15 protein-coding genes are annotated in these 16,568 nt (G+C 45.4%); 4 read left to right on the top strand and 11 right to left on the bottom strand.

The window, feature by feature from the left end; genetic code table 11:
* Positions 1–3: 3 nt before the first annotated feature.
* The 6 genes from acnD to GZN30_RS14760 form a co-directional block, all read right to left on the bottom strand.
* Entirely contained in the window at positions 4–2,601 is a 2,598-nt protein-coding gene (acnD, locus tag GZN30_RS14785; RefSeq protein ID WP_075648050.1) for a Fe/S-dependent 2-methylisocitrate dehydratase AcnD, read from the bottom strand.
* Positions 2,602–2,732: 131 nt separating this feature from the next.
* On the bottom strand, positions 2,733–3,860 hold the full coding sequence (prpC, locus tag GZN30_RS14780; RefSeq protein WP_075648051.1) for a bifunctional 2-methylcitrate synthase/citrate synthase: 1,128 nt from the start codon (positions 3,858–3,860) through the stop codon (positions 2,733–2,735).
* A 136-nt stretch (positions 3,861–3,996) separates the two neighbouring features.
* A complete protein-coding gene (gene prpB / locus GZN30_RS14775; RefSeq protein WP_075648052.1) occupies positions 3,997–4,893 on the bottom strand; it encodes a methylisocitrate lyase in 897 nt (298 codons plus the stop codon).
* Positions 4,894–4,922: 29 nt separating this feature from the next.
* Positions 4,923–5,627, bottom strand: coding sequence for a GntR family transcriptional regulator (locus GZN30_RS14770; RefSeq protein ID WP_075648053.1), 705 nt, complete (start codon positions 5,625–5,627; stop codon positions 4,923–4,925).
* Positions 5,628–6,238: 611 nt separating this feature from the next.
* Positions 6,239–6,610 carry a hypothetical protein gene (locus GZN30_RS14765; protein ID WP_075648054.1) on the bottom strand — a complete coding sequence of 124 codons (372 nt, stop codon included), beginning with the start codon at positions 6,608–6,610 and terminating at the stop codon, positions 6,239–6,241.
* 41 nt (positions 6,611–6,651) lie between these two features.
* Complete coding sequence (locus GZN30_RS14760) at positions 6,652–6,954, bottom strand: monooxygenase (RefSeq protein ID WP_075648124.1); 303 nt, start codon at positions 6,952–6,954, stop codon at positions 6,652–6,654.
* A 140-nt stretch (positions 6,955–7,094) separates the two neighbouring features.
* Between GZN30_RS14760 and GZN30_RS14755 the strand changes: the two genes are divergently transcribed.
* On the top strand, positions 7,095–7,985 hold the full coding sequence (locus GZN30_RS14755) for a LysR family transcriptional regulator (protein WP_075648055.1): 891 nt from the start codon (positions 7,095–7,097) through the stop codon (positions 7,983–7,985).
* 218 nt (positions 7,986–8,203) lie between these two features.
* Here GZN30_RS14755 and GZN30_RS14750 read toward each other — a convergent pair whose 3' ends face one another.
* On the bottom strand, positions 8,204–9,637 hold the full coding sequence (locus GZN30_RS14750) for a catalase (protein ID WP_075648056.1): 1,434 nt from the start codon (positions 9,635–9,637) through the stop codon (positions 8,204–8,206).
* Between the two features lie 465 nt (positions 9,638–10,102).
* Between GZN30_RS14750 and GZN30_RS14745 the strand changes: the two genes are divergently transcribed.
* Positions 10,103–11,266, top strand: a complete 1,164-nt coding sequence (locus tag GZN30_RS14745; protein ID WP_075648057.1) for an amino acid permease — start codon at positions 10,103–10,105, stop codon at positions 11,264–11,266.
* Positions 11,267–11,559: 293 nt separating this feature from the next.
* Entirely contained in the window at positions 11,560–12,549 is a 990-nt protein-coding gene (locus GZN30_RS14740) for a transporter (RefSeq protein ID WP_075648058.1), read from the top strand.
* Positions 12,550–12,636: 87 nt separating this feature from the next.
* On the opposite strand, the gene GZN30_RS14735 is transcribed toward GZN30_RS14740, so the two are convergent.
* Genes GZN30_RS14735 through GZN30_RS14720 form a run of 4 tightly spaced genes read right to left on the bottom strand, consistent with a single transcriptional unit; the run spans position 12,637 to position 15,311 of the window.
* Positions 12,637–13,308: a hypothetical protein gene (locus GZN30_RS14735; protein ID WP_075648059.1), complete on the bottom strand. Its 672-nt coding sequence runs from the start codon at positions 13,306–13,308 to the stop codon at positions 12,637–12,639.
* A 2-nt stretch (positions 13,309–13,310) separates the two neighbouring features.
* On the bottom strand, positions 13,311–13,988 hold the full coding sequence (locus tag GZN30_RS14730) for a C39 family peptidase (RefSeq protein WP_075648060.1): 678 nt from the start codon (positions 13,986–13,988) through the stop codon (positions 13,311–13,313).
* Between the two features lies 1 nt (position 13,989).
* Positions 13,990–14,340 carry a carbon storage regulator gene (locus GZN30_RS14725; protein ID WP_075648061.1) on the bottom strand — a complete coding sequence of 117 codons (351 nt, stop codon included), beginning with the start codon at positions 14,338–14,340 and terminating at the stop codon, positions 13,990–13,992.
* 14 nt (positions 14,341–14,354) lie between these two features.
* The gene (locus GZN30_RS14720; protein ID WP_075648062.1) at positions 14,355–15,311 is read right to left on the bottom strand and encodes a hypothetical protein; all 957 of its coding nucleotides are present in this window, start codon (positions 15,309–15,311) and stop codon (positions 14,355–14,357) included.
* A gap of 539 nt (positions 15,312–15,850) precedes the next feature.
* Between GZN30_RS14720 and GZN30_RS14715 the strand changes: the two genes are divergently transcribed.
* Positions 15,851–16,504 carry a helix-turn-helix transcriptional regulator gene (locus GZN30_RS14715; protein WP_232060509.1) on the top strand — a complete coding sequence of 218 codons (654 nt, stop codon included), beginning with the start codon at positions 15,851–15,853 and terminating at the stop codon, positions 16,502–16,504.
* Positions 16,505–16,568: the final 64 nt, after the last annotated feature.

Here is a 16,568-nt window from a genome sequence, read left to right as displayed (position 1 = left end):
CTCTTACTGCGCTAGGAAATCTTGAGCAAAGCGCTGCAATACGCCGCCCGCTTGGTAAACAGTGACTTCATCAGCGGTATCCAGACGACACGTCACTGCCACATCAAGCTTTTCGCCATTGGCGCGGGTGATCACCAACGCTAGGTCAGTACCCGGCGCTATATCGCCCACTACGTCGTAAGTCTCGGTGCCATCAAGGTTTAAGCTATTGCGGTTCACGCCTGGCTTAAACTGCAATGGCAACACGCCCATACCGACTAAGTTGGTGCGGTGGATACGCTCAAAACCTTCAGCAACGATGGCTTCAACGCCAGCTAAACGCACGCCTTTGGCTGCCCAATCGCGCGATGATCCTTGCCCGTAGTCTGCCCCTGCCACCACTATCAATGGTTGTTTGCGCTTCATGTAGGTTTCAATCGCTTCCCACATGCGGGTAACTTTGCCCTCTGGCTCAATGCGAGCCAGTGAGCCCTGCACCACTTCACCGTTTTCTTTGACCATTTCATTGAACAGTTTCGGGTTGGCAAAAGTAGCGCGCTGTGCGGTTAAGTGATCCCCTCGGTGAGTGGCATAAGAGTTGAAGTCCTCTTCCGGCAGCCCCATTTTCGTCAGATATTCACCGGCGGCACTACTGGCCAAAATGGCATTGGATGGCGAGAGGTGATCGGTGGTGATGTTGTCACCCAAGATAGCCAGTGGGCGCATACCTGAAAGCGTTCGCTCGCCAGCCAGTGCTCCTTCGCCCTCTTTCTGCCAATAAGGCGGGCGACGAATATAAGTACTCATTTCGCGCCAATCATACAGTGGGCTTGGGCTACGCTCAGCATCATCCAGTTTGAACATCTGAATATAAACTTGATTAAACTGCTCGGGCTTAACGTATTTACCCACCACCGCATCAATCTCTTCATCACTTGGCCAAAGATCATTGAGATAAATTGGCTCGCCCTGAGCATTCGTCCCCAGCGCATCACGCTCAATATCAAAACGAATCGTGCCCGCCAGCGCGTATGCAACCACCAGCGGTGGTGATGCAAGAAACGCCTGTTTGGCATAAGGGTGGATTCGACCGTCAAAGTTACGGTTACCCGATAGCACCGCAGTTGAATAGAGATCGCGGTCAATGATCTCTTGTTGAATCTCAGGGTCCAGCGCACCACTCATACCATTACAGGTGGTACAAGCGTAAGCAACGATACCAAAACCGAGCTTTTCCATTTCTTCCAACAGACCCGCTTCTTGAAGATAAAGCTTCGCCACTTTAGAACCCGGTGCGAACGAAGATTTAACCCAAGGCTTACGCACTAAACCCAGTTGATTGGCTTTTTTCGCCACTAAGCCTGCTGCTACCACGTTGCGTGGGTTACTGGTGTTGGTGCAAGAGGTAATCGCTGCGATGATCACTGCACCATCAGGCAGTAATCCCTCTTCTTGTTGCCATTCACTGGCAATCCCGCGCGCCGCAAGCTCAGAGGTAGGTAAACGGCGATGTGGGTTAGATGGCCCGGCCATGTTGCGCGTTACGCTTGAGAGATCGAATTCCAGTACGCGTTCATATTCCGCGCTATCCAAATCATCGGCCCACAAACCAGTCTGTTTGGCATAATTCTCTACCAAAGCAACTTGCTCATCATCACGACCAGTCAGCTTGAGGTAATTAATGGTTTGTTCATCAATGTAGAACATCCCCGCCGTCGCACCATATTCCGGTGTCATGTTGGAAATGGTTGCGCGGTCACCAATGGTTAAGTCGCGCGCGCCTTCACCAAAGAATTCGAGGTAGCTTGAAACCACACGTTCGTTACGCAGAAACTCGGTGATCGCCAGTACGATATCGGTCGCGGTTATGCCTGGTTGACGTTTACCGGTTAGCTTCACGCCGACGATATCTGGTAAGCGCATCATCGATGGACGACCTAGCATCACCGTCTCCGCTTCCAGACCACCTACACCAATCGCGATCACGCCTAGCGCGTCGACATGGGGAGTATGGCTGTCAGTACCAACACAGGTATCAGGGTAAGCAATGCCTTGTTTGGCTTGTACCACAGGTGACATCTTTTCCAGATTGATCTGGTGCATGATCCCGTTACCAGCAGGGATCACACTGACGTTTTCAAACGCGGTTTTACACCATTCGATAAAGTGGAAACGGTCTTCGTTGCGACGATCTTCAATCGCGCGGTTTTTATCAAACGCATCCGGATCAAAGCCGCCATGTTCAACGGCTAGCGAGTGATCAACGATCAACTGCGTTTCAACCACCGGGTTTACTTTGGCAGGATCGCCACCTTGTTCGGCAATCGCATCACGCAAACCGGCTAGATCGACCAAAGCCGTTTGACCAAGAATGTCATGGCAAACCACGCGAGCCGGGTACCAAGGAAAGTCGAGGTCACGCTTACGCTCAATAAGCTGCTTTAAGCTTGCTTCAAGCATGCTTGGATCACAGCGGCGCACCAGTTGCTCAGCTAGTACGCGTGATGTGTAAGGCAGTTTGCTATAAGAATTTGGGGCAATCGCATCCACCGCTTCACGGGCATCAAAGTAGTCGAGTTGACTACCCGGCAGAGGCTTGCGGTATTGGGTGTTTATTGTCATAGGGTTACTTCCAGTCTTTCACTCTTGCCACATAGCGTTTGTCAGGTTGTTAACTGCGCTGACAAACACTATGTGGTTTGAGTCACTCCAATCTTCAAAATCGTGCGAGTAACAGATACCCATCGGTATGGTTAACGTTGCTCGATTGGCACCCATTCTTGATGCTCAGGACCTGTGTAATCGGCACTTGGGCGAATGATGCGGTTATTCGCGCGCTGCTCATAGACGTGCGCAGCCCAGCCAGTCAGACGGCTCATCACAAAAATAGGCGTGAACAATTTGGTTGGAATATCCATAAAGTGGTAAGCCGAAGCGTGGAAGAAATCGGCATTGCAGAACAGACCTTTCTCGCGCTTCATGACAGATTCAACACGCTCTGAGACCGCGTAGAGATGAGTGTCACCCACTGCTTCCGAAAGCTCTTTCGACCAGCGTTTAATCAGCGCATTGCGCGGATCGCTTTCACGATAAATCGCATGACCAAAGCCCATGATCTTGTCTTTGTTCTCCAGCATGCGCATGATGTTATCTTCCGCTTCTTCTGGCGTTTGCCAGTTCTCAATCATTTCCATCGCGGCTTCATTAGCACCACCGTGCAAAGGTCCACGTAAAGTACCAATTGCGCCTGTGATGCATGAGTGCAAATCGGACAGTGTCGATGCACACACGCGCGCCGCAAACGTCGATGCGTTAAATTCATGCTCCGCATACAAGATCAATGAACAGTGCATCACTTGCTTATGTAGCTCGCTCGGCTCTTTATCTGTTAGCAGCTTGAGGAAGTAACCACCGATGGAGTCTTGCGATTGGTCTTCGGTATCAATTCGCACACCATCATGGCTAAAGCGATACCAGTAACAGATCATCGCAGGGAATAGTGATAGCAAACGCTCTGTGGCGTGCAGTTGCTCAGAGAAATCTTTTTCTTGTTCAAGGTTACCGAGAACAGAACAACCTGTGCGCATCACATCCATTGGGTGCGCATCTGCCGGAATGAGCTCCAACGCATGCTTAAGTGCTTGCGGTAAACCACGCAAGCTAAGTAGATGGGTCTTGTAAGTATCCAGCTCTTGTTGATTGGGCAAGTGACCACGTAACAAAAGATGCGCCACTTCTTCAAATTGAGCGTTATTTGCTAGGTCTGTAATATCGTAACCTCGATACGTTAGACCTGTCCCCGACTTACCGACAGTACATAGTGCAGTGCTACCAGCGCTTTGGCCACGTAGACCTGCGCCACCTAATTCATTAGTAGGCATGTTGAACTCCTTTTCGGTCTGACTCCCCTTCCTGATGGAACCTCTACTAGGTCGGGTTATCTCTGTTTTTATCTGAGTCAGACGGTTTCACGTTATTGGATGATTAAGTAATGATTTTCTTGGGCTTCCCAGTAAGTTATTTTCCTTCGGAGAAAAGCTTATCCAGCTTATCTTCGTAGTTGTGATAGTTAAGGTGGGCATAAAGCTCTTTACGCGTTTGCATCTCAGCGATTAAAGCTTCTTGGTTGCCCTCTTGAAGTAGATGCTGATAAACGTTTTCAGCCGCTTTATTCATCGCGCGGAATGCGCTAAGTGGGTAGAGCACCATATCTACATTCGATTCTGCTAATTCTTCACAGCCATAGAGTGGCGTTTGACCAAACTCAGTAATGTTAGCCAAAATTGGCACATGCTTACCGGTCGCTTTCGCCAGTGCGTTAGAAAACAGGGTGTATTGACCAAGCTCGTTGATCGCTTCTGGGAAGATCATATCTGCGCCTGCTTCAACGCAGGCTATCGCACGCTCAATGGCACTTTCGATGCCTTCTACCGCTAACGCGTCAGTACGAGCCATGATGACGAAATCGTCATTATCACGCGCATCAACCGCCGCTTTAACACGATCAACCATCTCTTGTTGGCTGACGATGGCTTTATTCGGGCGATGACCACAACGTTTCTGCGCCACTTGATCTTCAAGGTGTACTGCCGCAGCACCGGCTTTTTCCATGGCTTTAATGGTGCGAGCGATATTGAAAGCGCCGCCAAAGCCAGTATCGATGTCCACCAGCAGAGGCAGATCACAAGCGTTGGTGATGCGGTCAACATCGACCAATACATCATTAAGCGTCGTAATACCTAAATCAGGCAAGCCATAAGAGGCATTGGCGATACCGCCACCCGATAGATAAATCGCTTGATGCCCAACATTCTTCGCCATCATGGCGCAATATGGGTTCACGGTTCCGACGATTTGTAGGGGATTATTATTTTTTACCGCGAGTCGAAACTTCGCGCCAGGAGATAAGCTCATCAGTTGTTATCCTTATCAGTTCTGTGGTCCTAATTATTTTCAGCAAGAGAAATTTGTTGTTCGATCAATTTGCGACTGCCTGATATATGGCGACGCATTAACATTTCAGCGAGTTCTTCATCGCGATTACGGATCGCCTGAAGAATAAATTTGTGTTCATCCAGCGCCTCTTTAGGACGTGATTGAGCGCGCGGAGATTGGTAGCGATACATGCGCAGCAAGTGATAGAGTTCATCGCACAACAGGGAGATCAGCTTTTGGTTGCGGCTCGCTTTGATAATGCGATAGTGGAAATCAAAATCGCCCTCTTGGTGAAAATAAGAGGCTCCAGCGACTTCATCAATGTGCGCAGAGTGCTGCGACAGCAGCATTTCTAAAGCGAGGATTTCTTCTTGGCGAATATGTCTTGCCGCTAGACGCGCGGCCATGCCTTCCAGCGCTTCACGTACTGCATACAATTCAACTAGCTTTTCAGGAGATAAAGTGATCACCCGCGCTCCCACATGAGCAACGCGTTCGATTAAGCCTAAACCTTCTAAACGCATAATGGCTTCACGCAGTGGTCCACGGCTGACTTGATAATGTTTGGCTAACTCGGGTTCGGAAATCTTACTTCCGGAAGGAAATTCACCACTGACAATTGCCTCAATCAGCACCTCAGTCAAGGTCACCGACTTAGTGCTATCCTTGCCTGTCAGCTTATCTCTCAATTCAGGATTTAACTCGCTATTCATATCAAGGCTCTTTGTCTGTAACTGTGGTCTGTCACTGTGCTTTAAACTTGTTTGCGCCTAGCGAAAAAGAAACCCGCATCAACAAACACTCAAAGTGGCAACATTTATTTAACTTGATTATAAAATAGACTATGACATTGTCGACAATCAAGCTAATTGTCGACAATTTAGACTAAGGTATAGTATCGAGTGATTGGCGAAGAGCGAGAGTAAGCGATCGAGATCAAGTCACTCTCTACGGTTGACTCGTTGATGATGCTGTAATATTAAAATTTGGCAGAAAGCATCTTAGTCATCTGCATGACGAAACCTTATTTAAAAAGGATTTGAATACACAGAAAAGAGTAAAGATGCTGCCTAACTGGCGAGTGGAAAAAGCCACGGTTCAATGCCCATCTTAGTAACAAGAAAAGGCATGCGATGGTGATGTTCAATCCATTGAGGATTGGCAGCACTGGTTAAGGTTACTAAATGGCGAGTGTCGACAATAATTCCCCCCATAAATAAAGGGACATGGTCCGAAATGATTGTCGACAAAAATGAAAAAGCCTCACTATTGAGGCTTTAGGAAGAATAACGAGCCATACTCAGATAACGCAGTGTTAGGCACTTTATTGCTTTTTAAGTTGTCGCCAGTTCATGACACTCAATAGAGCAAAGAACGCCGGATCACTCCAACCGAAGCCAACAAAAATCCCTGTAACGCATGCATAAGCCGTAATAAAGACACCAAGCAAATTACCAATCAGCAGCGCTTTAAGTAGCTGTGTCATAGCTGCACCCGATTCAATATCTCGCATCAACCAACTTACTGCCGCAACGCCCCCAAGAAAAATTGAGGTGTGCTGTGATAAGAAATACGCATATTGATCGTTAATTTCTACCCCATACATTGGCCACATTAAGCTCGGTACGAAAAACAATGCTAAGGCAAATAGAGTATAAATAGTGCCGTGAATGGTTAGGAATGTTTTGTTGTTCATTGATCTATCTTTAATAAGTTAAATGGTTGCTTGGGGCGCAGTTAGTTAATTGGTGCGTGGTTAATCGCGCTGAGCGGTTGATTAATATCGAAAATGACACCACGGATGTTGTTTATCCCCATTTGAGTCAAGCGCGCACTGTGCATGGCTAAATAAGCTTGTGCCGACGTTTCATCAGCGAACAAATACACGCCACCGCCGAGTTGGTCCTTTTCGCTTTGCGTCCAAATTTTCCAAATCAAACCGGGTTCATGATTAATGGACTCAGCCAAACCTGTCATCGCTTGAACCATCTCTTCACCAAAAGGACCATGAAAATCAAAATCGACTTGCAGTAACTTCATCATCGCGGCTATTCCTCACATGTTGTTTAACCTAAGCGAGATGTCACCTGACTGCTCGCTGTTGATGAGAAGATTATTACCTTTATGAATTCGACAAAAAAGTTCATAATATTGCCATTAACCGTCTAAAAATTTGACCAATGCGTTTAAAAACAACCCTAGAACAGTGGCAGACTTTGCACCACATCGAGCAAGCGGGCAGCATTCAGGCGGCCGCGCAGGCTTTAAATAAAAGCCACACTACGTTGATCTATTCGGTAAGAAAACTTGAGCAGCAACTCGGGGTTGAATTGCTGACGGTGGAAGGTCGCAGAGCGGTATTGACGAACCACGGTAAAACACTGCTACGTCGCGCCGATTCGATGCTCGAACAAGCCCATGAACTAGAGATGATCAGCAAGCAGCTTAACAGTGGCATCGAGTCGCAAATCACGGTCTCTCTTGACCACCTCTGCGACCCAACTTGGCTCTATGCACCAATGCAGGCTTTTCTCGCAGACAACAGTGCGACATCGATTCAAGTGGTTGAAACATCATTAAGTAAAACCACCGAAATGGTGACAAGTGAGCAAGCGGATATCGCGATCATTAACTTACCAATCACCAACTACCCTGCTGAGGCATTTGGCACCACCACTATGGTGCCAGTCGTCGCTCATGATCACCCACTGACAAACAAAGACAATCTCCAGTTGGCTGATTTTGCCACCACCTGCCAAATCGTCGTGAGGGATTTAGGTGAGAACAGCAACACGAAACGAGATGTGGGTTGGCTTAAGTCAAGACAGCGGATTACGGTCGACAATTTCGACCATGCGCTGCGCGCGGTGGAACAAGGCGTAGGTTATTGTCGATTGCCGCTGCATATGGTCAAGCAATCCCACCAGCAAACAATCACTGTGCTTAATATTGAGCACTCAGAGCGTTATCAAGTCGCGCTGCATATTACTCTACCCAAGGGCGCTAACACCGGTCCTGCGGCGCTTTCCCTGTATCAACAGTTGCTTGAAAGTGCGCAAACGCGCATCTAGTAAACACACATATATACCCGTCCTACTTGAAGTTGCAGCGCTTTATTGGTTTTAAAAGGGACTGACACTCACAAACCTCATCACATAGACCATCTATGCTCAGAGGCTTTGTTCCTTTGTCGCCTACCTGCATCTCCAAGTTGTTTGGGTATAAATTATGCAAAAAAGGCGCGAAATGCGCCTTTTTTATTACCTAGATTTGGATAACTAAGAGTCCGTTACTTTAGATTTAATGCTAACTCTAAGCCGCGACCGTATGCTTCATCCGCTTGGTAAGCATGCTCTACATGACGCTGTTTGATGAACTCAGGCACACCATCCATTGCACGAGCCGTATTGTCGAACAGAGTTTGACGCTGCGCTTCGCTCATTAGACGGAATAGGTCACCCGCTTGGCTAAAGTAATCTTCATCAACGCGGTGGTCGAAATTATCACCGTTGCCGTTGATGCGTAGTGGTGGCTCAGAATAATCTGGTTGCTCTGCCCACTCTTGCTTGTAGTTTGGCTCATAACCAATGGTTGAGCCGTAGTTGCTGTCTACGCGCATTGCGCCATCACGGTGGTAGCTGTGAACAGGGCAACGAGGTGCGTTCACAGGAATTTGGTGGTGGTTAACGCCCAAGCGGTAACGCTGTGCATCACCGTAAGCAAACAGACGACCTTGCAGCATCTTGTCTGGAGAGAAACCGATACCAGGGACAATTGCCGCTGGATTAAACGCAGATTGCTCAACTTCCGCATAGAAGTTTTCTGGGTTGCGGTTCAACTCAAACTCACCAACAGGGATCAGAGGGTAATCTTTTTGAGACCATACTTTGGTTAGGTCGAATGGGTTGAAATTAACTTCATCCGCTTCTAGTTCAGGCATGATCTGTACGTACATCTTCCATTTAGGGAAGTCTTGACGCTCAATCGCTTCGTAAAGGTCACGGTGGTGGCTTTCGCGGTCTTTACCAACGATAGCTTCTGCTTCTTGGTCAGTCAGGTTTTTGATGCCTTGCTGAGTTTTAAAGTGGAATTTCACCCAGTAGCGCTCATTTTCTGCGTTGATGAAGCTGAAAGTGTGGCTACCAAAACCGTGCATATGACGGTAAGAAGCAGGAATACCGCGATCACTCATCACGATAGTAACTTGGTGGAATGCCTCTGGAAGTGAAGTCCAGAAATCCCAGTTGTTGGTTGAACTACGCATGTTAGTGCGTGGATCACGTTTCACTGCGTGGTTTAGATCTGGGAATTTTAGCGGGTCACGCAGGAAGAATACTGGCGTGTTGTTACCAACCAAGTCCCAGTTACCTTCTTCAGTGTAGAATTTAAGCGCAAAACCGCGGATATCGCGCTCTGCGTCTGCTGCGCCACGTTCACCCGCAACGGTGGTAAAGCGAGCAAATAGATCGGTTTGCTTACCAATTTCAGAGAAGATTTTTGCGCGAGAATATTGAGTAATATCGTGTGTTACGGTGAAAGTACCGTAAGCACCAGAGCCTTTAGCGTGCATACGACGCTCAGGAATCACTTCACGGTCAAAGTGCGCAAGTTTTTCAAGAAACCAGACATCTTGCAGCAATTGTGGACCACGAGGACCAGCAGTCATTACGTTTTGGTTATGTGCGACAGGGCAGCCAGCAGCAGTGGTGAGTTTTTTACTCATGTTCATCTTCCTTCCAGAAATAGTTTTATTTGTTTTCGGTCTCAACCGATTTCTAGGAAAGAAGATTAGTACTCAAATGCCGGATATCAAAAACAATTATACTTATTAGTGTGATAGGCAATAACTATGGTTTAACCATTTGTTAAATAACAAAATAAACAAAGTTAACCAGATTCATTATAACTATTCGTTATAGCATTAAATTTCGACAAATTATAACCCAACCCAACGATTATTCCGAACAAATTTCACTCACCAATCGATCTCACCCTTTTTGATAACACTAATATTTAACAACTCTGTTTTTGAGATTGAAATCGCCTTAATTCCTCATGTTATTAGAAAAAGTATCCCAATAGATAAAAATATTTTATGCGTAATTTTCAGTATTTCTTGTTAGTCTTGGCAAATAAAATTTACACATTGTTCTGAAATTATTTTCAGTAAGGGTCTTTTCTTTTGAACATGAAGTTGTTTGGTAGTTCCCTCATTTTAGCGGGAACCGCATTGGGTGCAGGTATGTTGGCGATTCCAATGGTGCTAGCGCAGTTTGGTTTTTTTGTTAGTGCAGGCTTGATGTTCGTGATCTTTATTGGCACTACGTACGCGACACTACTGCTTGCTGAGGCATGCACCAAAACTCAACAAAGCACCAGTATGAGTAGCACGGCTTATTTCACGCTGGGTCGCAAGGGTATGCACTTTACCAACATTCTTTTCTACCTTTTGCTTGCTTGCCTAATGATTGCCTACACCATTGGCATTGGTGACTTGCTACACAGCATGTTGCTGGAAGTGGGCGTAGACCTTTCACCGGTTGTTGGCTACACCATTTTTAGCTTGATCATGGGCTTAGTTGTCGTGGCAGGTAAGTCATATATCGACAAACTTAACCGTGGTCTGTTCATCCTGATGATCGCGATGCTGTTTGTGGTAATTTTCTCGCTAATGAACAACATTGAAATCGCCAATTTAAGCCAAGAAAGTTCATTTACCACCAGCGATGTAGTTCAGTACAGCGCGGTTATCTTTACCAGCTTTGCCGCTATCATCGTGATCCCTTCACTGGTGAGCTACAACCAAGATGCAACTATCGCGCAAATTCGCAACATGGTGCTGTTAGGCTGTGTGATCCCACTGGTATGTTACCTAACTTGGCTATTTGCTGTGATTGGTAATTTAGGTGTAGATACCGTCAGCCAGTTCGATAACATCTCACAACTGATTGCCGCGTTTGATGGTGAGACGAGCGTACTAAAAAGCGTCGTGGCGATTTTCTCAGCGCTTGCTCTGATCACTTCATACCTTGGCGTATCGATGGCTCTGTATGACCAAAACAAAGATGCGATTTCAAAAAATCCAGCGATCGCTTACTCGCTTACCTTTATTCTGCCACTGATACTGGCTACGCTGTTCGCTAACCAGTTCATCAGTATGTTGGACTACGCTGGTATGGTATTGGTATTCCTAGCGATTTGGGGACCATTAGCGATGGCGGTTAAAGTGCGTAAACCTGATTTCGCCCTAGCTGGCCGCACTGAAACCTACACGGTTGGTGGTGGTCAGCCAGCACTTATCGCGACCTTCATGTTTGGCGTGCTAATCTTTGTCTCTTGGTTTATGGGGTAACCCTGTAAACCATTGATTTCTTGAAAGAGCCTACGGGCTCTTTTTTATTGCTGTCAGTGAAGAAAGTACGTCTCAAAAATAAGACAGACCAAGAAATATACTAAAAAGCAACCAATAGCGGTTAGCTCACTCTTTATAACTTGAACCACTAATTTTCTTTTTTATCAACAACAAGCAAAATATCGACATTGTTGTGCATATGCAAGAGTGCAAATAGCACCAAAATCAATAGTGGCGAGAGTCACATTACTGAACTAATTAGAAGGAGGGCCAAATAAAAAAGGGACGAAAAAATGGCAAAGCCTCTACTCTATTCTCTTCCACTGCTTTTGCTCGCTCCATCGGTCTTTGCAGAAGACGCGGCAACCGATGCCAAACGCGCGCAAACAGTTGCAGATGTGATTGACCGACCAGGTGTTTTAACCCCTAAAGGAAAAGCGGGCATTGAGTTCTCATTAAATTACTCACAGAACTCATCAAATCGGGTCAACGTTATTGGTTATACGGTTCTACCTGCATTGGTTGTGGGGGATATCCAAGTCAGTGATGCAGACCGAACAACTATGACTGCTGGTTACACCACCCGCTATGGCTTGACGAATGCGACAGAAATCGAAATTAGAATCCCGTATGTCTACCGTAGTGACCAAGTAGCAGGTCGCTCACTCGCGCAACCTTCCAACGAGACAATCAATCGTGATGTCGATGGTGGCGGTCTTGGCGATATTGAATTCGCCATTCGTCATCAATTCAACTTTGATACTTCTCCATACTGGGTTGGTAGTTTAAGAATAAAATCTGATACCGGTAAATCACCTTACGAGATTGCAACTGACCCTAATGATCCACTACTACTGCTCGATGCGCCAACGGGTTCAGGTTTTTGGAGCATTGAACCAGGCATCTCTATGATTTATCCCACCGATCCTGCGGTACTTTTCGCCAGCTTGTCATATGTGTACAACATCGAAGAGGATTACAATATTAGCGGGCAAAACGCTAATATTGACTTAGGTGATACCATTTCTGTTGGGGCTGGGTTAGGTTTTGCCATCAATAGAGATCTATCACTTTCAATTGGTTTTAGTCACCAAACTATTTTGGAAAGTAAAATCAACGGTAGTACAGCGCCAGATGCCAAGTTACTTCAACTTGACTCACTAAACTTTGGGGTTAGCTACTCTCTTTCTCCAACGACATCGATCAGCATTAGCGCGCAAGCAGGGCTTACCGAAGACACGCCAGATTTCCAACTTAACGTACGTGTACCATTTAGTCTGTAATCAAATATTGAAACAAAAGCATCAAAAGAAAAGAGCCAACTAAGTAAATAGTTGGCTCTTTTTTCACCCTGATAACTGAGGGCGAATCTAGTTAAAGTTAAATTGCAGGGATTGCTGGATTTTGTTACTCGTATCTATTCGTCTCAGAGCACCTTCAACCTGAGCATCAATATTCAGCGTGGTTTGGAAACCAAGAACCGTGTTATCCAGTGAATTCTGGATAACCTGATTAATTGCTGTCTGAGTGACACTTGGCAATGGCGCACTAATTTGCCTCACAGTGATTTGTGGTGTTTCAATCACCGGGGCAGGTGTCGTCGGTGGGGCGACAACCTGTGATGTAACCTCTTCTACTGCATTAACCGCCTCTGCTACAGCAGGTAAAGCTGGTGTTGGTAAAGAAGGTTGCGGCGGTAAATTTGGTAATACCGGCTCGACACTCGGAATTATCGCAGCATTATTACCACTCCCAACCTGAACCACGGTTGTTGTCGGTACAGCAGCGGGTTGCTCCGCGATTAATCGACCATTCTGAAAGAATAGATTGGCAATTCGATTGTTAAAAAGTGTCTCGCCATTTACGGATGTTGCAATATCGAGCCCTATATTGATCATAAAGTCTTCACCAAGAAATCCGCCACGATAACTGGCGAGCTCTTGATTATCGAGAGGCTGTAGATGATCCAGTTGGATAGATGCAACCGTAGGTGCGCTGAGGCAAATACAAGCAACTCCTATCACTCCTATTTTTCTGAACATCTCTAATACTCCCCACGTTCGGGTAGCGTAATACTAAATACACCTAGTGAGTTCCGTGAAACTCCAGAACCAACCGGAGCAGGTGCATAAAGTGTGTAGTCGTCATCAGATATGTAACTGTTTCTGGCAATATTGACGTTGTCGCGAATCAGTAACACTATGCCGGAATAATACTGCTCAAAATCGGTATATTTCATTTGGATGGTTCCGCGAGAAGGATCCCCCAATATAACCGAATGGCTGTTCATCCCTTTAATCACTACAAAATGCATGTAGCCATCAAAGTTAACTAAAGTAATGCCTGGTACGCCAAGATCTTGCATCTTACTTAAAGGAATTTTGAAACCATCCGCGTCATAACCCAGTCCTTGCAAGTAATTTCGCATATCAAGCAGCGAGAAGCCGCTTTTTCTGATCTTATCTTGATCACCACGTTCGAACATAACTTCAAAGATTGAGTCTTCATTGACTGAATAGTCATAATGGTAAGTAAGAAGCGAGGCTAACGCCGCCGATCCGCAGCTAAAATCGTACTCTTGACGGACAACGTCGCCAAACAGCATCTCTTTATAGCTTTTGACCGGAACATTAAATGCCCCACGATGTGGGTTGTAAGTTAAAGCATAAGAGGATGCTGAAAAAATCAGCATCCACAAGGTTAAGATTCGCAAGAAAACCATATCATTTCAGTGTCAGGTTAACGACTGTTGAGTTTTGAATCAGCACGTTGTTACCGGTGTTTTGGATAACATTATTGACTCCAGAAGCTGCACCGAAAGCTCCAGCACCAATGTTATTATTACCATTTACGGTATTAATCGCACTGTTGCCAAGGCTGACTCCATTCACTTCTGATGAAGCGGTAATACTGTCAATATCGACGTTATATTGGTCCACTTCCATTATGTACTGTCCGCCTCGGGAACTATCCATGGTATCCATGGACAGTTCCAAGTCGTCTGCCAGCACCAAATCTTCAGCATAAGCATTGACAACTAAAATACTGCTTATTGCGAATAGTGCTAAGCGCATGACAATCTCCAGAATTAGTTAGTTTTAACAGTAGCGTTAGTAACAACAGATTGTTGAACTAGAGAGTTAGCACCAGCAGACTGAGACACAGTGGTAATACCAGCAGCGTTATTAAAGCCTGTCATAGTGTTGTTGTTGTTCACGCGTACACCTGCGCCTTGACATGTGTTGCAACCACCACGTTTACCACGATGTCCACGGTATCCACTCGCTGACTCACCGTATTCAACACTTGCTTTCGAAATGTGAGCATCAAGATCAGAACTTGCAACTACCATATCAACTTCAAAGTTCAAAGTATGGCTTTGGTCAACTTTGTTGTTGCTGTTTTTCCAAGACATTGAGTTATCAGTGTTTGCACTGTTTTTCCAAGACTTAGAACTGTCACTGTTTGCACTGTTTTTCCATGAGTTACCATCATTTCCGTTATCGGAATTGTTGCTATTCTTCATAGTCCAAGTGTTGTCATCATCACCGTTGTTAGTTTTGGTGTAAGTCTTGTTGTGATCATCACCGTTGTCAGACTTGGTGTAAGTCTTGTTGTTGTCGTCACCGTTGTTGCTGTACGTTTTCGAGTAAGACTTGTTGTTGTCGTTACCATCATTTGTACGAATACGATTATTGTCATCACCATTATTAGTGTTATGACTGTTTTTCATCGTATTACCGTCGTCACCACCACCAGAAGTGTGGCTGTACGAGTTATTATCGTGACCATCATTTGAACGATTGTGATCATTGCCAGCACCAGTGTTGGTAATCATGTTGTCATCGTTACCATTGTTTGAGCGATTGTTGTCGTTGCCGCCGCCACTAGTGTTAGTCACATGGTTATTGTCGTTACCCGGACCATTACCATTGTTACTGAAGTAATCAGCACCGCCGCCACCGCCGCCGCCGCCTGCTAATGCTGCGCCACTCATCATCATTGCTGCCATTGCGATCGCTACGCTGGTTTTTCTAAGATTCATAACCTTCACTCCGTTGTGTATCCATGTCTGAATTGTTCGTTTATGCCCTTGAGCAACTCGATTATAGGTAGGCAGCTGACAGCACAAGTCTCAAACTTGAGACTGTAAATCGAGGTGAGATTGATATGCGCAGTTGAACAAAAACAGTTGAATATGCATCTTGTTAATAAACATGCAGTTACGGGTGATTAAAAACCTGCGACTGAGTGAAGTATGAAGATTTAGTTGGGATTCGACTGATGTTAACCCTCATACTTTTACCAACACGACTCCTACTTTTTCTAAGTGACAAATCGATACGCAATAGAGTAAAAGTCCAAATTGAACACTAGATCAAAGAGTTAAAATCAGCAGTATGAAGGACTAACTAACAGGTAAAGTTTCAACTAAACTAAATTACTAACTATTACTGACAAAAAAGTAATTAGATTTTATGAAATGAATAACCACCTGGGATTTCTTGAATATACTTTATCTGACCCGCGTTGATATCAAAGGCGTGAGATAGGATAAGAACAGAAATAAAGAGGTCAAACACAGTGGATACGACAACCAAATATGTGGTTATTTTGTCTGAGAAATCTTTACAGACAAGTCTGATGGAGCAGCAACTAACTGAAAAGCTCAACGTGCGAGTAGAGGTTTTCTCTGCGACACAATTGGACAAAGACACTAACGACGAACCTATCAATCTAATCTTGGTAGATTTCGAACAACTGCAGATGATGATCACCAATGAAGTTTTGCCTAATTTCGATCTATTAAAGCTCGATGTCCTCATCTACAACATGCCACAAAACGAATTGCATTGTGAGTATGTGTATTGGCAGTCTCTCAAAGGTATTTTGCTCAGTAATGCCCCAATCGATCACCTATGCGAAAGCGTCGCTTATGTATTAAGTGGTGGTCTGTGGCTGCCAAGAAAGTGCTTAGAAAGTTTGGTGCAACTCAGACGTAACCCTAATCTGGATCGTTGCCAGCTCTATACCAATCTAACCACACGCGAACGACAAATTCTTGACCATGTCGCTTCAGGTAAATCAAATAAACAAATTGCGAACACTCTATTCTTATCTGAGAGCACGGTAAAATCACATGTGTACAAAATTTTCAAAAAGCTTGACGTGCATAAACGCAGAGACGCAATGCACATTACGAAAGCAATGCACAATAATCATGCTCGATTTGAGTAACGAAGGGAAATTAGAACGGTATCAAGAGCAAAGCGAGATACTATCGCTTTGCTCTCCGAGAAGA

This window comes from Vibrio ponticus (assembly GCF_009938225.1).
Lineage (GTDB): Bacteria > Pseudomonadota > Gammaproteobacteria > Enterobacterales > Vibrionaceae > Vibrio > Vibrio ponticus.
Note: the sequence above shows the minus strand (reverse complement) of the source record. Positions and strands in the feature narration are given on the sequence as shown.